General features: G+C 69.0%; 22 protein-coding genes. 8 read left to right on the forward strand and 14 right to left on the reverse strand.

What is annotated here, in order from left to right; translation table 11 throughout:
• Window positions 1–2 precede the first annotated feature (2 nt).
• Window positions 3–1,559, forward strand: a complete 1,557-nt coding sequence (locus B1790_RS03565) for a radical SAM protein (RefSeq protein WP_079921882.1) — start codon at window positions 3–5, stop codon at window positions 1,557–1,559.
• A gap of 4 nt (window positions 1,560–1,563) precedes the next feature.
• On the opposite strand, the gene B1790_RS03570 is transcribed toward B1790_RS03565, so the two are convergent.
• Window positions 1,564–2,169, reverse strand: a complete 606-nt coding sequence (locus tag B1790_RS03570; protein ID WP_079921829.1) for a TetR/AcrR family transcriptional regulator — start codon at window positions 2,167–2,169, stop codon at window positions 1,564–1,566.
• A gap of 88 nt (window positions 2,170–2,257) precedes the next feature.
• Between B1790_RS03570 and B1790_RS03575 the strand changes: the two genes are divergently transcribed.
• Window positions 2,258–3,442, forward strand: coding sequence for a S9 family peptidase (locus B1790_RS03575; RefSeq protein WP_079921830.1), 1,185 nt, complete (start codon window positions 2,258–2,260; stop codon window positions 3,440–3,442).
• Window positions 3,443–3,447: 5 nt separating this feature from the next.
• Window positions 3,448–4,458, forward strand: coding sequence for an NADP-dependent oxidoreductase (locus B1790_RS03580; RefSeq protein ID WP_233164915.1), 1,011 nt, complete (start codon window positions 3,448–3,450; stop codon window positions 4,456–4,458).
• Here B1790_RS03580 and B1790_RS03585 read toward each other — a convergent pair.
• The 11 genes from B1790_RS03585 to B1790_RS03635 form a co-directional block, all read right to left on the reverse strand.
• Window positions 4,455–5,087 (reverse strand): GntR family transcriptional regulator, encoded by a 633-nt coding sequence (locus B1790_RS03585; RefSeq protein ID WP_158083745.1) that lies wholly within the window; start codon window positions 5,085–5,087, stop codon window positions 4,455–4,457. The genes B1790_RS03580 and B1790_RS03585 overlap by 4 nt on opposite strands.
• A 32-nt stretch (window positions 5,088–5,119) precedes the next feature.
• Window positions 5,120–6,742 carry an ABC transporter substrate-binding protein gene (locus tag B1790_RS03590; RefSeq protein WP_142271010.1) on the reverse strand — a complete coding sequence of 541 codons (1,623 nt, stop codon included), beginning with the start codon at window positions 6,740–6,742 and terminating at the stop codon, window positions 5,120–5,122.
• 14 nt (window positions 6,743–6,756) lie between these two features.
• On the reverse strand, window positions 6,757–7,749 hold the full coding sequence (locus B1790_RS03595; protein WP_079921833.1) for an ABC transporter permease: 993 nt from the start codon (window positions 7,747–7,749) through the stop codon (window positions 6,757–6,759).
• 5 nt (window positions 7,750–7,754) lie between these two features.
• Window positions 7,755–8,615 (reverse strand): ABC transporter permease, encoded by an 861-nt coding sequence (locus B1790_RS03600; protein ID WP_079921834.1) that lies wholly within the window; start codon window positions 8,613–8,615, stop codon window positions 7,755–7,757.
• On the reverse strand, window positions 8,612–10,183 hold the full coding sequence (locus B1790_RS03605) for an ABC transporter ATP-binding protein (protein ID WP_158083746.1): 1,572 nt from the start codon (window positions 10,181–10,183) through the stop codon (window positions 8,612–8,614). Before B1790_RS03605 ends, B1790_RS03600 begins: the two co-directional genes overlap by 4 nt.
• Entirely contained in the window at window positions 10,176–11,051 is an 876-nt protein-coding gene (locus B1790_RS03610; protein WP_079921836.1) for a polysaccharide deacetylase family protein, read from the reverse strand. Before B1790_RS03610 ends, B1790_RS03605 begins: the two co-directional genes overlap by 8 nt.
• A complete protein-coding gene (locus B1790_RS03615) occupies window positions 11,048–12,556 on the reverse strand; it encodes an amidohydrolase family protein (protein WP_079921837.1) in 1,509 nt (502 codons plus the stop codon). Before B1790_RS03615 ends, B1790_RS03610 begins: the two co-directional genes overlap by 4 nt.
• Complete coding sequence (locus B1790_RS03620; RefSeq protein ID WP_079921838.1) at window positions 12,553–13,248, reverse strand: aspartate/glutamate racemase family protein; 696 nt, start codon at window positions 13,246–13,248, stop codon at window positions 12,553–12,555. Before B1790_RS03620 ends, B1790_RS03615 begins: the two co-directional genes overlap by 4 nt.
• Window positions 13,245–14,135, reverse strand: coding sequence for a carbohydrate kinase family protein (locus B1790_RS03625; protein WP_079921839.1), 891 nt, complete (start codon window positions 14,133–14,135; stop codon window positions 13,245–13,247). The genes B1790_RS03620 and B1790_RS03625 overlap by 4 nt, the downstream gene beginning before the upstream one ends.
• Window positions 14,132–15,334: an SIS domain-containing protein gene (locus tag B1790_RS03630; RefSeq protein ID WP_198951904.1), complete on the reverse strand. Its 1,203-nt coding sequence runs from the start codon at window positions 15,332–15,334 to the stop codon at window positions 14,132–14,134. The genes B1790_RS03625 and B1790_RS03630 overlap by 4 nt, the downstream gene beginning before the upstream one ends.
• Window positions 15,335–15,420: 86 nt before the next feature.
• Entirely contained in the window at window positions 15,421–16,041 is a 621-nt protein-coding gene (locus B1790_RS03635) for an FMN-binding negative transcriptional regulator (protein ID WP_079921841.1), read from the reverse strand.
• A 66-nt stretch (window positions 16,042–16,107) separates the two neighbouring features.
• Here B1790_RS03635 and B1790_RS03640 point away from each other — a divergent pair, with 66 nt between their 5' ends.
• The 3 genes from B1790_RS03640 to B1790_RS03650 are packed head-to-tail and all read left to right on the forward strand — an operon-like array spanning window position 16,108 to window position 19,194.
• On the forward strand, window positions 16,108–17,004 hold the full coding sequence (locus B1790_RS03640; RefSeq protein ID WP_079921842.1) for a fructose bisphosphate aldolase: 897 nt from the start codon (window positions 16,108–16,110) through the stop codon (window positions 17,002–17,004).
• 45 nt (window positions 17,005–17,049) lie between these two features.
• Entirely contained in the window at window positions 17,050–18,477 is a 1,428-nt protein-coding gene (locus B1790_RS03645) for an SDR family NAD(P)-dependent oxidoreductase (protein WP_079921843.1), read from the forward strand.
• 9 nt (window positions 18,478–18,486) lie between these two features.
• Window positions 18,487–19,194: a TVP38/TMEM64 family protein gene (locus B1790_RS03650; RefSeq protein ID WP_079921844.1), complete on the forward strand. Its 708-nt coding sequence runs from the start codon at window positions 18,487–18,489 to the stop codon at window positions 19,192–19,194.
• Between the two features lie 85 nt (window positions 19,195–19,279).
• On the opposite strand, the gene B1790_RS03655 is transcribed toward B1790_RS03650, so the two are convergent.
• Window positions 19,280–20,413 carry a cellulase family glycosylhydrolase gene (locus tag B1790_RS03655; RefSeq protein WP_079921884.1) on the reverse strand — a complete coding sequence of 378 codons (1,134 nt, stop codon included), beginning with the start codon at window positions 20,411–20,413 and terminating at the stop codon, window positions 19,280–19,282.
• Window positions 20,414–20,643: 230 nt separating this feature from the next.
• On the opposite strand from B1790_RS03655, the gene B1790_RS03660 reads away from it, so the two are divergent.
• A complete protein-coding gene (locus B1790_RS03660; RefSeq protein WP_142271012.1) occupies window positions 20,644–20,958 on the forward strand; it encodes a hypothetical protein in 315 nt (104 codons plus the stop codon).
• Window positions 20,959–20,973: 15 nt separating this feature from the next.
• Here the strand turns inward: B1790_RS03660 and B1790_RS03665 are convergent, their stop codons facing one another.
• Window positions 20,974–21,570, reverse strand: a complete 597-nt coding sequence (locus B1790_RS03665) for a TetR/AcrR family transcriptional regulator (protein ID WP_079921846.1) — start codon at window positions 21,568–21,570, stop codon at window positions 20,974–20,976.
• Between the two features lie 103 nt (window positions 21,571–21,673).
• Between B1790_RS03665 and B1790_RS03670 the strand changes: the two genes are divergently transcribed.
• A complete protein-coding gene (locus B1790_RS03670) occupies window positions 21,674–22,369 on the forward strand; it encodes an SDR family oxidoreductase (protein ID WP_079921847.1) in 696 nt (231 codons plus the stop codon).
• Window positions 22,370–22,397 lie beyond the last annotated feature (28 nt).

Raw genomic sequence — 22,397 nt, forward strand, 5'->3', positions numbered from 1 at the left:
GCATGCCGCTGCGCGACGATCGAATCCTCCGCTACGTCAACGCGTTCTGTCCGCACTGCCACGGCGAGCAACCGAATCGGCCGCTCGCCGACGTCGCCCGGTTGTCGGGCTGGCTCGCCGCCCGCGACGGCAGGGTCTTGCTTGAACGGGCCTGCGCCACTCACGGTCTGGTGCGGACGATGTACGACGAAGACCCCGAGATCCTCGCCTACCTCGAGGAATGGACGGCCCCGACCAAGACCCACACACCCGACGTGGCAGGCAACTTCGATCCCATTCCTTCGGCGTACCTGCGTGGCCTGCCCGAGATGCAGACCCAGCACACGTGCATCCTGTTGGCCGACGTCACCGAGTCGTGCAACCTGCGCTGTCCGACGTGTTTCACCGAGTCGGGTCCGGATCTGCACGGCGTCGTCCCGGTCGCCGAGATCCTGGCCAACGTCGACCAGAGACTGGCGCGTGAGAACGGCAAGCTCGACGTCGTGATGCTCAGCGGCGGTGAACCCACCGTCCACCCCGGCCTCGCCGAGCTGCTCGACGAGCTGGTCCGTCGCCCCGTCACGCGAATACTGTTCAACAGCAACGGACTTCTCATCGCGCGCGACGACGAGCTGCTCGACCTGCTGACCCGCCACCGCGAACGGGTGGAGGTCTACCTGCAGTTCGACGGCGTGTCGGCCGAAGCGTCCCGCCACCACCGCGGGGGCGATCTGCGCGTGCTCAAGGCGGCCGCGGTGCGGCGTCTCTCCGAACGCGAGATCTTCACGACCCTGGTGATGACGGCGGCGCTCGGCGTCAACGACGGCGAGATCGGCGACGTCGTGAAGATCGCCCTCGAAACTCCCTACGTCAGTGGGGTGTCCCTGCAGCCGCAGTTCGGCTCGGGGCGCTCCGGGGTCATCGACCCGATGGACCGGCTCACCCACACCGGCGTGCTCAAGCGCCTCGGACCGCAGACCGACGGGCTGGTGAGCTGGCGGGACCTGACCGCCCTGCCGTGCTCGCACCCGCACTGCTGTTCGGTCGGGTACATGATCCGCGACGACTCCGACCAGTGGCGGTCCCTGACCGCCCTGATGGGGCACGATCGGCTCAAGGAGAATCTCGGGCTGGTGTCCAACCGGATCGCCGACACCGAGGTGCCACGCGAGATGCGTCTGGCCGTCCGCGAGTCGCTGCTCGGGCTGCTCTCCGAGCAGTCGTCGCTGTCGCATCCTCAGATGGGCGAGGTCTGGCGAAGCATCTGTGAGAGCTGCGACCTGGGCGCGTCGACGCTTCTGACGCTGGCAGCCTCGGGACTGCCGGGTCGGCGTCGGCGGCTGCGGCGGATGTTGGGCGAGCGGGTCGTGCGGATCACCGTCAAGCCCTTCATGGACATGTCGACGATGATCGAGGAGCGTCTCACCCAGTGCTGCGTGCACGTGGGCACCCGATCCGATCAGGACCAGTGCGCACCCTTCTGCGCGGTGCAGGCGTGGAATCCACTTGGGCGCCAGCGCCTCTCGGCCGCCGTCCGGTCCAACTCGCTCGCCCCGCTGCCGTTGGTGGAGATCGGCTGACCGATCAGGCGGATAGCAGCCCCGCCCGTGCCGCGTTGAGTGCGACGTGGACGGCGTTGGTGATCAAGGCGTCGTCGATGGGGTCGCCCGTGGTGACCATGCGGTAGAACAGCGGCGCCCGGAACGTGGTGAGAAGCGCGTTGGCGTCGCATGTTTCGGGAAGTTCGCCGCGGTCGACGGCCCGTCGGACGATCGGGGCGGCGCGCTGGGCTTGGTGGTCGAAGTACTGCCGGGTCGCCTCGGTGAGCCGATCCGACCGTAGGCCGGCCGTCAGGACGAACGCCGCGATCTGGCGCCCGGCACCGTCGTTGAGCACCTCGGCGAGCTGGCGTCCGAGCGCCAAGAGGTCGGAGTCGACGCTGCCGGCGTCGGGGACCGGTACCGCGTCCTGAGACCACGCCACCAGCGCGTCGAGCAGAAGGTCGTCGAGGGTCGGCCAACGCCGGTAGACGGTGGTCTTGTGGACGCCGGCCCGGGTCGCCACCGCCTCCATGCTCAGCGCGGCGTATCCGGAGTCGACGAGCTCGTCGAACGTCGCGGCGAGGATCGCCTCGCGCACCCGCGCGCTGCGTCCGCCGGTGCGGACCCCGCGGTTGACCTGCTGATTCACGTTTAATCGCTCCCGACCGTTGCTTTAATGACGAGGAGGTGGCACCGTGACTTTATCGCGACAACGAGTTGCGATAGAGGAGGTCGGCATGCACGTCGTATTCGAAACCGACGAATCCTTCTCGTTCGAGACCCTGCGCGCCCTCGGCTACGCCGTCTACGGCGGCGCCGACGTCGGCGAGATCCTCACCGCCGCGCACCGCATCACGCCGGGCGACGGGGAGTCGTGGTACCGCGAATGGCGGGCGCTGGCCGATCGAGTGGCCGACACCGCCGACGCCTGCGTGGCGGCCGGGCATCTGGTCAGCGCCAACAGCGCCTACCTGCGCGCGTCCAACTACTACCGCACCGCGGAGTTCTTCCTGCGCGACGATCCCACGCACGACCCCCGCGTCGCGGACACCTCGGCCCGCGCGATCGAGACCTTTCGCAGCGCACCCGACGTCCAGACGCAGTGGGCGCGGGTTCGGATCCCTTACGAGGGCGTCGATCTCGACGGCTACTACCTCCACGTCAGTGGCGACGAGCCAGGGTCTACCCTGCTCGCACACGGCGGGTTCGACTCGACCGTCGAGGAGATGTTCTTCGCGGTCGGGGAGGCCGCCCGGCGCCACGGGTGGAACTGCCTGATCTTCGAGGGGCCCGGCCAGGGCAGCGCGCTGCGACACCACGGTTTGACGTTCCGCTACGACTGGGAGGCCGTCGTCACGCCGGTGGTGGACTTCGCCCTCACCCTGCCGGGGGTCGACCCCGATCGCCTGGCCCTGCTCGGCATGAGCATGGGCGGCTACCTCGCACCGCGGGCGGCCGCCTTCGAACACCGACTCGCGGCGTGCATCGCCTTCGACGGCGTGATGAGCATGGCCGATGCCATGCCGAAGACCGCTGCGCCCGACAGTGATCCGGTACGGCGGGCGGCGGAGATGGACGCCATGATCGCCCACCGGGCGCAGGCGCCGACGTCGTTGCGCTGGGTGCTGTCGAACGCGTTGTGGGTGTTCGGCGTGACCACGGGGAGGGAACTGCTCGACGAGGCCGCCAAGTACGATCTCGCCGAGGTCGCCGGCCGGATCTCGTGTCCCACGCTGGTCTGCGAGGCGGAGAACGACCAGTTCTTCCAGGGGCAGCCCGCCAGACTCTACGAGGCCCTGGACTGCCCGAAGACGTTCCTGGCCTTTACGTCTGCCGAAGGTGCGGGCGAACACTGCCACGAAGGTGCGTTGACGTTGTTCCATCAGAGGATGTTCGACTGGCTCGACGACACGGTGAGGTGACGACCATGACCACGATGAACGCGATCCGACTGCACGAGTTCGGTGGACCCGACGTGCTGCGCTATGAGACGGTGCCGATGCCGGAGCCAGCACGGGGCGAGGTGCTGGTCCGCGTGCATGCGGTGGGCGTCAATCCCCCCGACTGGTACCTCCGCGACGGCTATCGGCACCAACGGCTTCCCGCTGATCTGATGCCGTCGATACCGCTACCCGCCATTCCGGGCTCGGACGTGTCGGGAGTGGTGGTGGCCGTCGCGCCGGGCGTCGACGGTTTCGCCGTCGGCGACGACGTCTTCGGCATGCTTCGCTTTCCCAGCTTCGGCGACAGCGCCGCGTACGCCGAATTCGTCTGCGCGCCAGTGTCGGACATCGCACTCGTACCGCCCGGTGTCGACCACGTGCACGCCGCGGGCGCACCGATGTCGGGGCTGACGGCGTGGCAGTTCCTGGTCGAGGTGGGCCACGACGTGGCGAATCCGCTTCAGCCGCAGCGGCATCGGCCGGTTCCGCTCGACGGAAGGACGGTGTTGGTCAACGGCGCCGCGGGCGGCGTCGGACACGTCGTCGTGCAGCTGGCGAAGTGGCGGGGCGCGCGCGTGATCGCGGTCGCCTCGGGCGGCCACGAAGCATTCCTGCGCGAGCTCGGCGCCGACGACGTCGTCGACTACACCACGGTTCGTCCGCAGGACGTGGTTCGCGATCTCGATCTCGTCGTCGACACGCTCGGCGGTCCCACCACGGGTCGCTTCCTGCCGACGCTGAAGCGGGGCGGGGCGTTGTTCCCGGTGTTCCCCGGCTTCGCCGACCACGACGAAGCCGCCAAGCGCGGCGTCACCGTCTCGATGACCCAGGTGCGTTCGGACGGAGCACAACTCGCCGAATTCGGGCGGCTGCTCGCCGACGGCACCGTGCGCGTCGCGATCGACGACACGTTCCCACTCGCGCAGGCTCGGGCCGCACACGAACGCGCCGCCGAAGGACACCTGAGGGGAAAGATCGTGCTCACCGTCAGCTAGCCGAGGCGGCCTCGCATCGCCTCGAAGGTCGGCAGCCGGTCGCGCTCGATGTGGGCGTACGCCACCGATTCGGCGACGCGCTCGTTGCCCGAGGCGATGGCGTCGCGCAGCTGCACGTGGTCATGGAAGGCCTCGTCGGCGGGCAGCCCGCTGGTGAGGTAGAACAGCCAGGTGATGCGACCCGAGATGTTCTTCATCAACGTCGTCATGAGGTCGTTGCGCGAGGTCTCGATCACCGCTTCGTGAAAGGCGGTGCTAGTCCTGGCGATTGCGTAGGCGTCGCCGCCGGCGACCGTCCGCTGGGCATGCTCCAACGCCTCGTTCAGCGATTCGAGGGGGCCACCGTTGGCGACCTCACGCGCCGCAAGGCGGGCGGCCCCGACTTCGAGGGACAGCCGTACGTCGAAGAGGTCGTCGACGGCCTTCGCGTCCCACTGGACCACCACGGCGCCCCGGCGCGGCCGCGACCTCACGAAGCCGTCGCGCTCGAGCCAGGGCACCGCTTCCCGCAGCGGCACGCGGGACACGTTCAGTTCCTCCCCGATGCGCTGCTCGGGAAGCCGGCTCCCCTGCGGGTATTGGCCGAGGATGATCCGTTCGCGGACGGTCGAGTAGACCAGCCGCGACAACGACTGCGCCGGTTCCTCGGGCTCGGTAGTGGCTACCCCCCGATGCCGAGCAACGAGAAGTTCAGCTCGTTCGCCCCGACGTTCTGACTCTCCGCCACCCCGGTCAGCCACTTCTGCGCCACCACCCAATCCTTGTTGTAGGACAAGTTCAGGAAGCATCCGGTCTGCCCGTACAGCTCGCCGGCCTTGACGTAGGTGGCGGTGTCGCCGGTGCCCAACGCCTGGTTAAGCAAGTCGTTGACTTCCGTTGACTGGCAACCGAAGTAGTTTATCCCGCCAGAGGCATCCCAGAAGACGTGGCCCCACATGTACGGGTCACCGCCGTCGGGTCCGTTGTTGCCGTCGATGAAGGCGTCGGGTCCGCTGGGCGGGTCGTTGATCCAGCCGAACACCGTCGAGGTGTCGTATCCCTGCGCCGACGCGGTGATGCCGGCGGTCTGCAGGTTCGCGACCACCAGGTTGGCCATCGACTGCGCGTTGACGTTGCCGTTGGCGTACCCGATCACCAGCGTCTTGGGTGCATTCGGCGGCAGTGCGGCGACATAGGCCTTGAGCGCACCCGCATCGTACGAGATGGCTTGCTTGTCAGCACCGTTCGGGATCATCCCCTTGGCGTACATCGTGGTGGCCACCTCGGAGCGCTTGCCGAGCACCTGGTTCACCAGGGTGGTCTGGTCGATCGACTTGAGGAAGGCCACCCGGGCTTCCGGGTTCTTGAAGAACTCGTGGCTGGAGTTCACCGTCACCAGCGCGCCCTGCAACGTCGGCAGGAAGTAGTTGGCGACCCCGTCCTTGGACGCGTACTTGTCCAGGCTGGAGGACGGCAGCGCCGCCACGATGGTGTCGACTGTGCCGTTGTCGAATGCCAACTCGAGCGCGGATTCGTCGGTGTAGACCGGCAATTCGATCTTCTTGAACGGCGACTTCTGCCCCCAATACCCGTCGTACTGCGTCATCTCGTACTTGACGCCGGTCTGTGCGGTGGTCAACTGGTACGGGCCGGTGCCCAGGTCGTGGGAGGACAGGTAGGTCTGAGCGTCGTCGGAGCCCGCGTTGGCCTTCAGTCCCTCTGGCGACTCCATCTTCGGGCCGAACGGCGAGGCGAGGTAGCTGAGGAACGCGGTGTTCGGCTTGTTCAGCGTGATCACCGCGGTGTAGTCGTCCGGGGTCGTCACACTCTTCACCGCCTCCACCATGTACGCCGCGCCACCCTTGACGGCGATCCGACGCTTGAACGCGACGTCGACCGCGGCGGAGGTGAAGGGGGTCCCGTCGTGAAAGGTCACGCCCTTGCGCAGATGGAAGGTGTAGACGTCGTTGGTCGGGTTGACGTCCCATTTCTCGGCCAGACGGGGCGCGATCTTCACGGTGTCGGTGTTGTTCTCGTACTGCACCAGACCCTCGTAGGCGTTGATCATGATGGCGGTGCCGTTGTTGGCGTAGTAGATGTCGGGGTCGGGCGGCTGACCGATGTCGCCGAGCAGCCCGACCGTGAGGGTGCCGTCGGTCGGTGCGGCGCCACCGCCGCCACCACCACCGCCACCGGTGGGGGTGCCGGAGCTACAGCCGGCGACGACGAGAGTGGTTGCGGCACAGGCGGCGAGAATCCCCTTGACGCCTCTGATGCCCATGCGGACGGGTACTCGATCGGACACGGCGGTGCTCCTTCTCATTCGGCGGCTATGCGGGGGTCGGCGATTGCTTGGAGCAGGTCGACGACGACGTTTGACAGGACGTAGATCGCTCCCAGCACCAACGTGACCCCGGCGATCGCCGGGAAGTCGGCGACCGGGATGGACGCGGCGAGGTAGTTGCCGATGCCGGGCCAGGAGAAGATCTGTTCGACGACGACCACGCCGGCGAACATGAACCCGAGCTGCAAACCGGCCATGGACAGCGCAGGGCCGATCGCGTTGCGGACGACGTGGTGCACGACGACGCGGGTCTCACTGAGCCCCTTCGAGCGGGCCGTTCGGACGTAGTCGACGCCGAGCACGCCCTGCAGTGACGACCGGAACACCCGCCCGATGGCGACGGCCGGCGCAATGGCCAGCACGACCGCGGGAAGGATCAGGTGTTTCAGCGCGTCGACGAAGGCGTCGGCCTGACCGTGCAGCAGCGTGTCGACGAGTTGCATGCCCAACGGGCCGGGGTCCTGGAAGTCGCCGACCCCCCTGGCAGGCAACCAGCCGAGTTGGCCGAAGAACACGATGATGCCGACCAGCGCGAGCAAGAACGGTGGCGCCGTGGCCAGGACCAACAGGACACCGCGGCCCACCGAGGCACCCGGCCAGCGCAGCGCCCCCGACAGGGCGTACAGCGCGGCCAACGCCAAAGCGATCAGGAACGCGACCACGACGAGCTCCGCGGTGGCGGGCAGATAGGTGGCGATGTCGGCCGTCACGGGCTGGCGCGTGCGTAGCGAGCGGCCGAGGTCACCACTGAAGAGGCCGCCGACGAACCGCGTGAACTGTTCCAGCATCGGGTCGTTGAGCCCCAGGCGCTGCCGCTCGGCGGCGACCATCTCGGGGGACGCGTTGGCGCCGACGTAGGCGCGGGCGGGGTCGCCGGGTGACACCGACTGCAGCAGGAAGATGACGAACGACAGGATCAGCAGGATCAGCACGGCCGTCGAGAACCTGCGGGCGAGGAATGAGGTCATCGCCGCTACCTCCGCACCGGGATGAGACTGCGGATGGCGTCGCCACCGAGGTTGGCGATCAGGGTCAACAGCAGCACCGCCAGTCCGGGGATGCCGGGCACCCACCACTGGCTCAGCAGCTGCGACAGCGTGCGGGCGGTGTCGGCGCCGAGTTCCGGTGCGGGCGCCTGCTGCCCGAGCCCCAGGAAGGACAGCGCCGCCAGCAGCAGCACGACGTTGCCGATGTCGAGGCTGGCGGTGATCACCGCCGTCGGGACGACGCCGGGCAGCAGGTGCCGGGTGAGGATGCGGGTCCGGCCGGCCTTGGCCAGTCGGGCGGCCTCGACGTGTGGACGGGCGGCCAGCGCCTTGACCTCACCGCGCACGATGCGGGCGTAATACGGCCACCACACCAGGGCCACGCCGACCAGGGTGTTGGTGAGCCCCGAGCCAAGGGCGGCGACGATGGCGATCGCCACCAGTGCCCCGGGTAGGGCCAGGAACAGGTCGGTGATCCGCATCAGCACCAGGGAGTCGACCCAGCCGCCGGTCGCACCGGCGATCAGGCCGACGGTGCCGCCGATGAGCAGCCCGCTGGCCACCACGACCAGTGCACTGAGCCAGCTCACCTGGATGCCGATCAGGGTGCGGGACAACAGGTCTCGGCCGATGCCGTCGGTGCCAAGCAGGTGGCCAGGACTGAGCGGCGGCAAATTGAGCGCACCGACGGGTTGAATGGGGTCGTACGGCGCGAGCGTCTTGGCGAACAGCGCCACCAGCGTCACCACGACCAGCAGGCCGACGACGCCCCACGCGACCGGCCGGGCCAGGTGCGCACCCCCGATCGCGACGGGCTTGAGCCGCCAGCGCGGTGTCAACGTGGTCATGACGCGATCTCCGGGACGGCGGCCAGCAGGGTACGGGTGTAGGGGTCGCGGGGATCGGAGACCACCTGCTCGGCGGGACCCAACTCCACGACGCGGCCCGACTGCATCACCGCGATGCGGTCGCCCATCAGGCGCGCGACGGCAAGGTCGTGGGTGACGAAGAGGACCGTCATCCCGATCCTGGCCCGCAGGTCCCGGATGAGGGCGAGCACGCTCTTGGCGAGCGACGCGTCCAGCGCACTGGTGGGCTCGTCGCACAGCAGCACCGCGGGCGGGATCATCGTCGCGCGGGCCAACCCGACCCGCTGACGCTGACCGCCGGACAACTCGCCGGGCCGGACCTTGGCGACCTCGGGCGGCAGGTCGACCGCCGCCAACGCGTCGGTGACCCGTTCTCGAACCTCGCCGCGGGACAGCTTGAGCGGACGCAACCGCTCCCCGAGCGTCTCGCCGATGCTGAGCCACGGCGTCAGCGACGAGCCCGCGTCCTGGAACACCATCTGCGGCCCGCCGTCGCCGGCCAGCTCCACCACTCCCGAAGTCGGCTTCTCCAGGCCCGCGACCATCCGCAGCAGCGTCGACTTGCCAGAGCCGCTCTCCCCGACGATCGCCAGGGCCTCGCCGGCCCCGATCTCCAGGTCGACGCCGCCGACGGCGGTGATCTCGTGCCTGCGGCGGCCGCGGCCCACGCCGAACGTCTTGGTCAGTGCGCGGATCGAAACGGCTGATTCGGTTGTGGTGGAGCCTGATTCGGTGGCGAACCGCTCGTCGCGCGGCGTCGTCAGCGTCAGCCGGGAGGCCAGCAGCGACCGCGTGTAGTCGTGTTGCGGTCGGCGCACGACGTCCGCGGCGGCGCCGATCTCCACCAATTCGCCGTGGTGCAGCACCGCGAGCCGGTCGGCGATCTGGTCGGCCACGCCGAGGTCGTGGGTGATCAGCAGCACCGAGCAGCCGAAGTCGTCGCGCAACTCGCGCAGCAGATCCAGCAGCTGCGCCTGCACGGTGACGTCCAATGCCGTGGTCGGTTCGTCAGCCACGATCAGGCGGGGGCGGCCCGCGACGGCGATGGCCGCCATCACGCGCTGCCGCAGTCCGCCGGAGAGCTCGTGTGGATAGACGCGCAGCCGCAGTTCGGCGTCGCGGACGCCGACGGTCTCCAGCAGCCGCACCGACTCGGCGTCGTCACCGGTGGCCTCGCCGATCTGCCTGCCGATCCGCATGGTCGGGTTCAGCGACGTCATCGGATCCTGGAAGATCGCGCCGAGCACCTCGCGCCGGACGCGCCTGAGCTCGTCGCGTCCGGCGTGCAGCAGGTCGACCCCGTCGACGGTGATCCGGCCCTCGGTGACCGGGTGCGACTCCGGGGGGAGCAGCCCGAGCAGACCGAGCGCGAGAACGCTCTTCCCAGAACCGGATTCACCGACCAGGCCGAGGATCTCCCCCGGCCGGATCCGTAGGTCGACGTGGTGCAGCACCTGGCTGCGGACGCCGTTGCGCACCAGTGACAGTGAGAAGTCCTCGACCTCCGCAACGGGGCCCGCCACGGTATCCGCCACCGACTCACTCACCGAACAGCTCCGGACACTCGACGACGGCACGGTGGATCTGACGCGGCGTGGTGAGCCACACGCCCTCGGCCGCGGCGATGCGCTCCAGGGCGCGACCGACCGCCCGCAACCGGAACGGCACACCGCTGATGAACGAGTGCAGCACCACGCTCATCACCAACGGGGTGTGCGCCGCAGCGGCGTGCAGTTCGGCGAATTCGTCGTCGACCATGTCGGCGAAGTCGCGGGCGAGCACGCTGCGGCCGACCATCGTCGAGGAGTCGTTGAGCTCCGCCGCGTACGGAATGGCAAGCAGTGGACCCGATTCGGTGCGCAACCACACGGGCTGGTCGTCGAGCCGCAGGTCGAGGAGATAGTCGTATCCGCTGTCGACCAACAGGTTCAGCGTGGCCGGGGTATGGCTCAGCCACGGACTCGACCAGCCGCCGGGCGCCTCGCCCTCTTCGGCGCGGATGCGGTCGGCGACGTCGGCAAGGTACGCCCGTTCCGCGTCCGGGGCCATGCCGGGCAGCGAGTCGGAGTTGGACCGGCCGTGGCCGACGATCTCGGCGGAGACCTTGCGGGCCGCCTCGAGCACGTCGGGCGCCTCGTCGTAGACGTCGGTGTTCAGCAACACAGTCGGCGGAATGCCAAGACGGCCAAGCAGATCGAAGAGCCGGAACGCGCCAACCCGGTTGCCGTAGTCCCGCCAGGCGGTGTTCACCAGATCTGGCGCGGGCACGTCGGCCAGCACGTCCTCGGTGTGACCGTCGCCAAACCGGTAGGACTCGACGCCGACGCAGACGACGACGGCCAGCTTCGCGCCGTTGGGCCACGTACCGCGCGGGCGGGCGGGCAGCGGGGTGTAGGAATAGCCGGCCGGGTTCATGGCACCAACCAGCGGCTGAAGCCGACGTCGGTGGCCGCCGCGCGGCGCACGATGTGCTGGTAGGCGGGCAGCAGGTCGGCCGCCTCGCCCCTGGCCCGTTGAATGGCAGGCAGTTTCGCGGCGAAGAGCTCACGCGCCTCGTCGAGCAGCGCGGCCTCGTCCACGCTGGTGACGTGGCCGCCCTCGGCGACGACGCGGCCCGCGACCATGGTCAGCACGACGCTTCGGCCGTCCTCGCAGTGCACCAGTTGCTCCCGTAGGTCGTTGAGTGGGGTGAACGCGATCGAGTGCAGGTCGACGAGCGCGAGGTCGGCCAGGCGGCCGGGGGCCACCACGCCGAGGTCGTCGGGCCGCCGCGTCGCGCGGGCGCCGCCAAACCAGAGCGCGGCGAGTACCTCGGCGGCAGTGGGCCAGTCGTCGCTGTCGAGGCCAGCGACGTTGTGGATCAGACCGGCGGTCTTCGCGACGGTCCACACGTTGACCGAGTCGTCGCAGATGGCCTCGTCGGTGCCCAGAGCGACGGGGATGCCGCGAGCGATCATCGCCCGCCACGGCAGCACCCCGCTGCCCAGCCTCAGGTTGCTGACCGGGTTGTGCACCACCGTCGACCCGGCGTCGGCGATCGTGTCGAGGTCGTCGTCGTCGACCCAGACGGCGTGAATCACGTTGGTGTGCGGCTTGAGTAGACCCGCGGCGGCGGTGTAGCCGACCAGGGATCGGCCGCCGAATCGCGACTGCTCGGTCATCAGGGTGCGCTGCACCTTGGTCTCCAGCATGTGGGCGTACAGCGGCAGGCCGTGGCGCTCGGCGAGGTCGTCGAGGGCGGCGAAGTAGTCCAGGCTGACCCGCTGCGGCGCGGAGATCGACACCGCGGCGCGGATCCGGTCGTCGGCCGCGCCGTGCCAGGTGCCGATCAGGTGGTCGTAGGCCTCGAGGAGTTCGGCAGCCGGTGCCGGGGCCGGGGCACCGAAGGCGCGGCGGGTGGCGGGGTCCAGCTCGTCGACGAAGGGAAGCTTCTCGGCCTCGGTCAGCTCCGGCTGGTCCAGGGCGAGGAACGCGCGAATCCCGCTGTCGCGGTACGCCGATGCCACCGCGTCGACGACGTCCGGATCCGGAAACGGCATCAGGAAGGCGTCGTCCTGCACGCAGGTGATGCCCCGCTGCAACATCTCGACGGCGCCGAGCATCGTCCGCAGGTACGCCTCGCGCGGCGTTGGCGCCAGCGCCGGGTCCGACGGCGACTCGAACAGCATGAACAGCTCGAGCGGAAGGCTGCGAACGGAGCCCTTGAGGTGGTTGGCCGGCGAGTGGAAGTGCGCGTTGATCAGCCCCGGCAGCAACAGGTGTCGACCACCGCCGTCGACGATCCTGGTTCCGGCTGGGGCCGACAGCTCCTCGCCGATCGCGCCGATGCGGTCACCGTCGACCAGCACGTCGACTGGTCCGGTCATCCCCGCCGGGGCGTCGGCGTCGTAGACGAGTACGCGACGGAAGAGCACGCTCATGGCAGCTCCACGGCGGCAAAGGTGTTGGCGCGCGACGTGTTCAGACCCATCGCGACCAGACCGGTCGCGATGCCGACGGCGGCCGCGACCCCGTCGACCACCGGAACGCCGAGGGCGCGTGACAGCGGACCGACGAGGTCCGCGAGACCGGCGCAACCGAGCACGACGGCCTCGGCGCCGTCCTCGGCCATGGCGGTGCGGGCGGCGGCGGTGAAGGCGGCGAGCAGATGGGTCGAGCCACCCACGAGTTCGGCGACCGGCACGTCGACTGCGACGACGCTGCAACGGTGTTCGAGGCCCAGCGCCCGGACCACGCGGTCGCTGTGGGCGACGGTGCGGGCGGGCAGGGTGATCACGACGAACCGGTGGGACACTAAGCAGGCGGTCTGCAGCGCCGCCTCGGTCATGCCGACCACCGGACACGTCGCGACCTCGCGGGCGGCCTGGACACCGGTGTCGCCGAAGCAGGCGACGACGTACGCGTCGGTGTCGGCTTGATGCTCTCGGACTTGGGCGAGCACGCCGACTGCGGCGATCGCCTCCTCGGCGTGGCTCTCCACGCTCGGCACCCCGTCGGCCGGGTGGACGCCGCGAACCGTTACGTCGGGCCCCGAGACCTCCCGTGCCGCAAGGGCAATGGCGTCCGTCAGTTCGTCGGAGGTGTTGGGGTTGATCACGGTGATCCGGGTCATCGCACGACTCCGCTGCTCGCGTCGACTGCGGCGAGCAGCGCGCTGATGCCGGGCCCGCCGACTGCGATGCGCGCCGTCGCAGCGCCGATCCGGGCCGCGGCGTTGGCGTCACCGCTGCGGAGGTACTCGACGGCGAAGGCGCCGCAGAAGGCGTCACCGGCACCGGTGCTGTCCACCGGGACGACGACGTCGGCGGGGACGACGACGGGTTCGGGGCGTTCCCTGGTGGCGACCAGACAGCCCGCCTCGGCGCGCTTGACGACGACCACCCGGGGTCCGAGGTCGAGGAAGGCGGCGGCGGCGACCTCCAGGTCCGCCGTGCCGGCCAGTGCGGTGGCCTCGATCTCGCTGGGCAGGAACACGTCGCATGCGCGCACGGCGTCGGTCAACGCGGCCTGGTGGCCGGCGACGTAGTCCTCCTGCGGGTCGAAGAAGATGGTGGCGGCGGTCCGGGTGCGCAGCCACGCGGCCAGTTCCAGCTGGGGGCGAAGGGCCATCGCGGACAGCAGCACCCCGGCGGCAGTCAGGGCCTCGGCCGGGACGTCCTCTGGCGACACCGAGAGGGCTTCGAAGTGCTCTTCGCCGCGAACCAGTTCCCACACCCGGCCGCCGGCGTCGTCGTAGCGAATCACGTTGCGGATCAACGGAAGATCGCGCGAAGGGAGCGACTCCGGATCGGTACCCGACGAGCGGATCGCGGCCAGCAGCGCGGGAGGTGCGTCTGTTCCCAGTGGGGCGAGGAGCACGGGGTGTCCGCCGGCCACCCGGGCGGCCAGGGCGGCGAAGAGCGCGTCCCCGCCGACCGACTCGACGCGCTCCCCCGTCGGGGACACGGCCTCGTCGACTGTCAGGTTGCCGACGCAGACCAGGGTGGGCGACTCGGTCATCGCGCCGCCGCGGCGTAGCAGCTCAGCCCCAGGTGGTAGCCGACCAACTGGGCAACCACCAGGTAGAGCAGGGGCGAGAGGGGCTCCGGCACCGAAGGCATGCTGATGACCGTGGCGTCGAATTCGTCGAACGCCTGCTCGCCGTCGGTGGTGGCGACGTAGAGCCGCCCGCCCCAGCGCAACGCGTCCCTGGCGGTGTCGACCGCCCGCGGCACCGACGGCCCCGACGGCGCGAAGAGGAAGAGCGGCTCGCCCGCCTTCTGAGAGTTGTAGTGGTGGTATTCCTCGACCTGGATCTCCACCGCGTGCAGCGTCGTGCACTCCTTGACCTTGGCCGCGCCGACGATCGCGGTGGCCAGGTTCGGTCCGGCACCAGAGAACAGCACGTTGCGCACGCCCGCCGCGACCTCGGATTCGGCGATGTCGGCGATCACCGAGTCGACCCGGGTCAGCAGGCCAGCCATGAGGTCCGGCAGACCGTCGAGGGCAGCCCGCAGCGTCAGGGCCCGTTCGGGCACCCGGCGTTCACCGATTCGGACGGCGAGCTCGATCAGCAGTGCCAGTGCTGCCGTTGACGACTGGGTCGGCCATCCGACGCGGGTCGCCTCGATCTTCAGCGAGGTGCTGGCCTCGGTCTGCAGCGTCGAACCGGCGGTGTTGGTGATGGCAACGGTATACGATCCGCGATGCTGGGCCATCAGGAGGGCTTCGACCGTGCGTGTCGTCTCCCCCGAACTGGACAACGCGATCACCGCCGTGCGCTCGTCGACCAGATTGGCCTGGTAGTACGCGAATTCAAGGCTCTGCACCGGTTCGCACGGCACGCCGAGCATGGTCTCCAGTGCCTGTCTGGCGGCCACCATCACGGCGAGCGAGTCACCACAGCCAACCAGGACGACGCGGTTGACGGCGGCGACCAGATGTTCGGCGATGGAGTCGAGTCCGGAAGCGTTGAGCGTCAACGTCTCTCGGATCGCCTGCGGCTGGCCGAACAGCTCCGGGCCGGTCGCCTCAACGCGAAGACGCAGCTTGGCGTCCAGTGGGTCGTTGCTGGGCAGGGCCAGGATGTGGGCGCGTTCGGCGTCGGACACTCGCTGCACGACAGCGCGTTGGCGCTGGTCGAGCGCACTGGAGCGGGGATCGAGCAGCGGACTCGCCGGGGTGTTCATGAGAGGCGACGACTCCCGTCCTTCGGTCACGACGCCAAGCGACCATCACCCGGCAATGAGCAAACGGTATACCGTTTGTGTTTCTTGGGTGTGACGATCGAAGACGTTCGTGTTACCTAGTTCCGGACCGGCCGATGCGCCTCGACGGCGTCGGCGCTGCGCTCGTCGCCCTCGGATCGCAGACCCACGACCACACCGTCCACGTCTGCCTCGGGCCGGTTCTGGCTGAGCTTGAACTTGGCCTCGACCCGGGAGATCGCCACCTCGACGCCGACGATCGCACGCAGCTGACCGTCGACGAACTTGGGAGGCGCGTCGTCGACGGACCAGGGGCTCGGGCGTCGACCCTCGTGATGGTCGGTGAGTCGACGGACCAGATCGTCGAGCCAGTCGGTGTCGTCGTGGATGGTCACCGTGCCGTGGACGTGGGCGACGACGTAGTTCCAGGTCGGCACCACCCGGCCGTGTTCGGCCTTGGAGGCATACCAACTCGGCGTGACGTAGGAGTCGGGACCGCGGACGATGACCAATGCCTCCCGGCCGTCGGCGTGCCGCCAGTGGTCGTTGTTGCGCGCGAAATGACCCTGCAGAGTGGCCCGTTCGCGGTCGTAGAGGAACGGCATCATCGTGGCCTCGAGACCGTCGGGCCCCGCGGTGACCAGGTCCGCCGCCTGATTCCGCGACAGCAGTTCGTGAACCGAGTCGTCGTCGGCCGAGAAGTGAGCGGGCACGTACATGGCTCAATCCTCCCAGAGGAATATGCTCGCGACGGTGGCTCGGAACGACTGACACGGGATGGTGAGATGGCCGACCAGACGCAGGCAGAACGGATGACCGCCGGGCGGGGCTTCATCGCCGCGCTCGACCAGAGCGGCGGTTCGACGCCCAAGGCACTGAAGCTCTACGGCGTCGGCGAAGACGAATACTCCGGCGACGCCGAGATGTTCGACCTGATCCACCGCATGCGTGAGCGGATCATCACCTCACCCGCCTTCGGCAGTGACCGGATCCTCGCGGCCATCCTGTTCGAACAGACCATGGATCGCGACGTCGAGGGCACGCCGTCGGCGACGTACCTGTGGAACGACAAGGGCGTCGTCCCGTTCCTCAAGATCGACAAGGGGCTGTCGGACGCCGAGCACGGGGTCCAGTTGATGAAGCCGATACCGGATCTCGACGACCTGCTCGACCGCGCGACGGCCAAGGGCATCTTCGGCACCAAGGAACGCTCGGTGATCGGCGCCGCGGACGCCGCAGGGATCGAGGCGATCGTGGCGCAGCAGTTCGACGTCGCCGCCCGGGTGCTCTCGCACGGGTTGGTGCCGATCCTGGAGCCCGAGGTCACGGTGACGATCGCCGACAAGGCCGACGCCGAGGCCATCCTGCTGGACCAGATCGAGTCCCGCCTCGACGGCATCCCCGACGGCCAGCAGGTGATGTTGAAGGTCTCGATACCGACCGTGCCCAACCTGTACCGGCCGCTGATCGAGCATCCGAAGGTGATGCGCGTGGTGGCCCTGTCCGGCGGCTACTCCCGCGACGAAGCTGACGAGCTGCTCGCGCGGAACATCGGCCTGATCGCGAGCTTCAGCCGGGCGTTGACCGAGGGCTTGTCGGCCAAGCAGTCCGACGACGAGTTCAACGCCACCCTCGACGCGTCGATCCAGGCCATCTACGACGCCTCGACGGCGGGTGCCTGAGTCGACGAATCGGCTCCAGACGACCCCTACCAGTACGCTTCCTCGGTGACCGAGATAGACCCGGAGAAGCTCAGGGCGTGCCTGGAGGTGCTGTCCGACGTCAGATCGCTGCCTCCCGAACACCCCGACGCGGTGGCGGTGCGCCGCGCGACGGCGGGTGTCTTCAAGGCCGTCAAGCAGGCCCGCCGCCACGCCAGGCGCGACGCCGTCGCCGAGGCCGACCGCGCGGTCATCGCCGCCACTGCCACGGGAGCTCCCGGCCGCATCGACGACGAAACGCAGGGCTTGCCGCTGGTCTCGACCGCGGCAGGCGCCACGGCGGGCACGCTGCTGCGGTCGCGGGCCTGCTACGCCTGCAAGAACCACTACACCCAGGTCGACGCGTTCTACCACCAGCTGTGTCCCCCGTGCGCGGCGTTCAACCGCGCCAAGCGCGAGGCCCGCACCGACCTCAGTGGACGACGGGCGCTGCTGACCGGCGGTCGCGCCAAGATCGGCATGTACATCGCGCTGCGGCTGCTGCGCGACGGCGCCCACACGACCATCACCACCCGCTTCCCCAACGACGCCGTCCGCCGCTTCGCCGCGATGCCGGACAGCGCCGACTGGCTGCACCGCCTGCGGGTGGTCGGCATCGACCTACGGGACCCCGCCCAGGTCGTCGCGCTCGCCGACGCGGTCGCCGAGCAGGGTCCGCTGGACATCCTGATCAACAACGCCGCGCAGACGGTCCGCCGCTCCCCCGGTTCCTACGCAGCGCTCGTCGAGGCGGAGCGCGCCGCCCCACCCGAGCTGGCATCGGGGGTAGACGTCATCACCTTCGACCACGTCAGCGACGCCCATCCGGCCGCCCTCGCCGGCAGCCTGGCCGAGCACCAAACACCGCACGCGGTAACGGAATTGGCGTTGGTCGCCCGCAGTGCGTCGCCCGAGCGGATCGCCGCGGGCACGGCCATCGACGCCGGCGGGCTGCTTCCCGACACCGCGTCGGTCAACAGTTGGACCCAGCGGGTGCACGAGGTCGACGCGATGGAGCTTCTCGAAGTGCAGCTGTGCAACCAGACCGCGCCGTTCATCCTGGTCAGTCGACTGCGTCCGGCGATGGCCGCGGCGTCCGCCCGCCGCAAGTACGTAGTCAACGTCTCCGCGATGGAGGGCCAGTTCAGCCGTGCCTACAAGGGGCCGGGGCACCCGCATACGAACATGGCGAAGGCCGCGCTGAACATGCTCACTCGCACCAGCGCAGGCGAGATGCTGGAGCAGGACGGCATTCTGATGACCGCGGTCGACACGGGGTGGATCACCGACGAGCGCCCGCACCCCACCAAGATGCGGCTCGCCGACGAGGGCTTCCACGCGCCGCTGGATCTCGTCGACGGTGCCGCCCGCGTCTACGACCCGATCGTGCGGGGTGAGGCCGGCGAGGACGTGCACGGCTGCTTCTTGAAGGACTATTCGCCGAGCAACTGGTAACGCGACGCCGTGTCCGACGCCGACGCCGACGCTCCCGTGCCCGCCACCAGGCGGAGCCACGTCATCCGGCTAGCCCTGTTCGTCGCGTTCCTCCTCGGGCTGTTCTACGTAGTCGGCGTCGCCAGGATCGTCGACGTCGACGACGTCCGTCGCGTGGTGATGGCGACCGGTCCGGCCGCACCGTTGGCCTACGTCGCGGTGTCGGCGGTGCTCGGCGCCATCTTCGTGCCTGGGCCCATCTTGGCGGCCGGCAGCGGCGTGCTGTTCGGCCCCGCGCTCGGCACGTTCGTCACGCTGTTCTCCGCCATCGGCACCGCGTGCATCGCCAGTCTCGTCGGACGCCGGGCCGGACGCGACGGCGCACGCTCACTGATGGGAGCCGAGCGCGCCGACCGCTTGGACGCCCAGGTTCAGCGGCGCGGATTGTGGGCCGTCGTCGGCCAGCGCTTCGTACCTGGCATCTCCGACGCGCTCGCGTCATACGCCTTCGGCGCCTTCGGAGTTCCGTTGTGGCAGATGGCCGTTGGTGCGTTCATCGGCTCGGCGCCGCGCGCCTTCGTCTACACCGCGCTCGGCGCGTCGATCGGTGACTTGTCGGCACCGTTGGCGTACACCGCGATCGGCGTGTGGTGCGTGACGGCGGTGGCCGGCGCCTTCGTCGCGCGGAGCGGGTTCCGGGCGTGGCGGGGCCGCGGCCGCGAGGAGTCCGACGGCTGACGGCTCGTCGACCGCACGGTTTTGTTTACGGGGTCACTCGGGCGATGTGTACGACAACCGTGCACTCGGCGAGGTGGGGTCTACCTCAGGCCTGCCCGAGCACTCCGGTCAGCTGTTGAATCGCCTTGACCTCGGCATCGCGATAGGCACTTCCGTCCGGTCGCAGCAGATCACTGAACCAAACCTTGGGTTCGGACGGGTCGGGCTTGTCCCAGGTGTCCCACGGCAGGTACGTCTGGGTCTTGCCGGCGACCAGGCCCCAGTTGTAGGCGGCGACGTTGCGGCGCTTGGCAATTGGCAGGATGCCTTCGACGGTGCTGCCCTGAGGCCGCGCGAGGTATTCGGTGCACAGGATGGGGCGGCCAAGCGGGGCGAGTTCGTCGATCCTAGCTTCGAACTCCGTCGGCGACGCATACGAGTGAAAGCTGACGACGTCGGAGTTGTCGAGCTGGATGCCGGCGATCTTGCTGCGATTGCCCGTACCCCAACTGCCCTGCCACACTCCGCTTGTCAGCGGCTGTCCTGGGTTCGCGGCCCTGGCCCACCCGAACACCTGCGGAAGCAACCCCGCCACCAGCTCCAGCTTGTCGCCCCGTTCCACCTTGCGGTACACCTTGGCCGGGTTGTCGGGTTCGTTCCAGATGTCCCATGCCAAAACCCTTGGGTCGCTGCGGAACTGGCTGACGACGTCCGTGACGTAGTCACGCAGCGTGGCGACGTACTGAGGGTCACCGAGGCGATCGGCACCCGGGCCCTGCACCCATCCCGAGTTGTGAACGCCGACGACGGGTGCGTGCTGCGGCCCCAGCTTCGGATGCGGGTCCCAGCACGAGTCGAACAGGACGAACATCGGCTTGATGCCACGGCTGGCCGCGATGCCGACGAACTGGGCGAGACGCCGTTGGAACCCCTGGCGGTCCTGCGCCCACAGCAGATCGTGGAGGAAGACCCGCATCGTGTTGAACCCGAGCTGGCGGGCGATCGCGAACTCGGCGTCGATGCGCCGCGGATCGTAGGTGCCCTGCTGGAACATCTCGATTTGGTTGATTGCGGTTGCCGGCACGTAGTTGGCGCCGACCAGCCAGCCCTGCCCCTGATACCAGGCGTTGGCGCGCTCCGCGGTCCACCGCACCGGGTCGGCCGAGGCCAGGGGAACACGGGTCAGAGCGGCACCTGCTGCCATCATCAGCGGAAGCTTCAGGGCAGTTCTGCGGCGCACCAGGCCCACCGTAGGTTCCATGGCGGCCGGGTCGGCCTCGCGGGACGAATCGCAATCGTTCGGGTTCGCAATCGTTATCCGACTGGTTCCCTACCGCCGAGTGTGGAGCCCACACTCGGCGGTAGGAGGGCGGGAGGAGGGGCAGTGATCAGCCGCCCGATGACGACTCCCAGAATGTCGTCGGTAGCATAGGCAATCCTTGCAGGGGGCGGATGGAAAGGCCTTTTCGCGTGATGAAGACCCGCATCGCCGCAGTGACGTCGACCATGGGCGCACTGGCCCTCCTGCTTGCCCCTACTGCCGCCGCCGACTTCGACAGGGCGGGCTATCTGCGGTGCATGGTGTCCGACGCAATGTCGGTCGGCGGTCTGACCATCGACTCCAGTACCGCGGCCAAGATCGGCGCCGAGGCGTACGACTCGATGGGTGGCGGGTCGAGCAAGGCCGCCCAGCAGGAGGCATCCGCCGCCCTGGTCAAGAAGCACGGATTGTCCGAGCCGCTGGCCGCACTCATCGTGCAGTGCGCAAGCAACCCCCACAGCTGACGACCGGCGATTCGGTCACGGCGAACCGCGGCTGACCGCCTCGTCGAGGAGTGTCTGGGCGGCCTTCCTGGCCTGCGCCCATGGCGAGGGGTCGTCGAGGGAGGTGGACATCGCCGCCGCACCCTCGAAGAGGATGGCGAGTTGGTTGCCCAGCAGCTTCGGGTTGGCCGCGCCCGCGGCCTGCGCCAGCGCAACCACGCCGTCGACGTAGCTCCGTTTGTGCGCCTCGACGATGTCGTGAACCTCGGGCATGCCGCCGGCGGCTTCGACGGCCGCGTTGTGGAACGGGCAACCGCGCAACGGCCCCTCGCCGCCTGGCGGCACCTCGAAGAGCGCCAGGATGCGCGACCTGGGGCTGCGCTTGCTCGCCGCCGAATCGGGGTGCACGGGATCGCCGATGCCCTTTCGGATGTGGCGTAGATACTCCTCGACCACGGCCTCCTTGCTCGGGAAGTGTTGGTAGAGGGTGCGTTTGGATACCGACGCCTCGGCTGCCAAGCGTTCCACGCCGGTGGCGTTGATGCCGTCCGCGTAGAACAGCTTGACCGCGGCGTCGAGGATCCGTTGGCGTGCGCCTCGGCCGCCGCGCTGCGGCTCGACCTGCGTGTTCATCACCGAAGTATACCGCTTGGTTTACTTCGTGGACAGCGCGGTGTAGCGTCGCCGAAGTACACCAATCGGTGTACTTCGAGTCGCCGCACAGCAGGAGATCCACATGACCACACTCAAGGACCAGACCGTCCTCGTCACCGGAGCCAACCGAGGAATGGGGCGCCACTACGTGACCCAGCTGCTCGACCGCGGGGTGACCAAGGTCTACGCCGCCGCCCGAGACTCCTCGCAGGTCGACGCGTCCGATCCTCGCGTGGTGGCCCTGACCCTCGACGTAACCGACCCCCAGTCGGTCGCAGCGGCGGCCGAGACGGCATCCGACGTCAGCGTCCTGATCAACAACGCGGGCATTGCACGGATCGCGTCCGTGCTCGAGCCCGGCGCTCCGACACTACGAGAAGAGCTGGAAACCAACCTGTTTGGACCGCTCGCCTTGGCGTCCTCATTCGCCGACCGGATCGCCGACCGGGGCGGCGCGATCGTCAACGTCGCCTCGGTGTTGTCGTGGCTGCCCGTCGCCGGCAGCTACGGGGTGTCCAAGGCCGCGGTGTGGAGCGCCACCGATTCGATCCGCCTGGAGCTCGCACCGCGCGGCGTTCAGGTCGTCGGGGTCTACGTGGGATACGTCGACACCGACATGGCGTCGTTCACCGACGCCCCCAAGACCGACCCCGCCGAGGTGGTGCGCCAGGTCCTCGACGGCGTGGAATCCGGCGCCGACGAGGTGCTCGCCGACGAACTGACCCGCAACGTGCGCGCGCAGCTGAGCGAGCCGATCGGGGCACGCGCGCTGGGCTGAGCGACGACGGATGTGCCAGGCTGGACGC

It is taken from the genome of Mycobacterium sp. AT1 (genome assembly GCF_002043095.1).
Classification (GTDB): domain Bacteria; phylum Actinomycetota; class Actinomycetes; order Mycobacteriales; family Mycobacteriaceae; genus Mycobacterium.

Coding starts and splice junctions, on each gene's coding strand:
- B1790_RS03565 (WP_079921882.1), top strand. CDS start 3: ATGCCGCTGCGCGACGATCGAATCCTCCGCTACGTCAACGCGTTCTGT.
- B1790_RS03575 (WP_079921830.1), top strand. CDS start 2,258: ATGCACGTCGTATTCGAAACCGACGAATCCTTCTCGTTCGAGACCCTG.
- B1790_RS03580 (WP_233164915.1), top strand. CDS start 3,448: ATGACCACGATGAACGCGATCCGACTGCACGAGTTCGGTGGACCCGAC.
- B1790_RS03595 (WP_079921833.1), bottom strand. CDS start 7,749: ATGACCTCATTCCTCGCCCGCAGGTTCTCGACGGCCGTGCTGATCCTG.
- B1790_RS03600 (WP_079921834.1), bottom strand. CDS start 8,615: ATGACCACGTTGACACCGCGCTGGCGGCTCAAGCCCGTCGCGATCGGG.
- B1790_RS03610 (WP_079921836.1), bottom strand. CDS start 11,051: ATGAACCCGGCCGGCTATTCCTACACCCCGCTGCCCGCCCGCCCGCGC.
- B1790_RS03615 (WP_079921837.1), bottom strand. CDS start 12,556: ATGAGCGTGCTCTTCCGTCGCGTACTCGTCTACGACGCCGACGCCCCG.
- B1790_RS03620 (WP_079921838.1), bottom strand. CDS start 13,248: ATGACCCGGATCACCGTGATCAACCCCAACACCTCCGACGAACTGACG.
- B1790_RS03625 (WP_079921839.1), bottom strand. CDS start 14,135: ATGACCGAGTCGCCCACCCTGGTCTGCGTCGGCAACCTGACAGTCGAC.
- B1790_RS03635 (WP_079921841.1), bottom strand. CDS start 16,041: ATGTACGTGCCCGCTCACTTCTCGGCCGACGACGACTCGGTTCACGAA.
- B1790_RS03640 (WP_079921842.1), top strand. CDS start 16,108: ATGGCCGACCAGACGCAGGCAGAACGGATGACCGCCGGGCGGGGCTTC.
- B1790_RS03665 (WP_079921846.1), bottom strand. CDS start 21,570: ATGAACACGCAGGTCGAGCCGCAGCGCGGCGGCCGAGGCGCACGCCAA.
- B1790_RS03670 (WP_079921847.1), top strand. CDS start 21,674: ATGACCACACTCAAGGACCAGACCGTCCTCGTCACCGGAGCCAACCGA.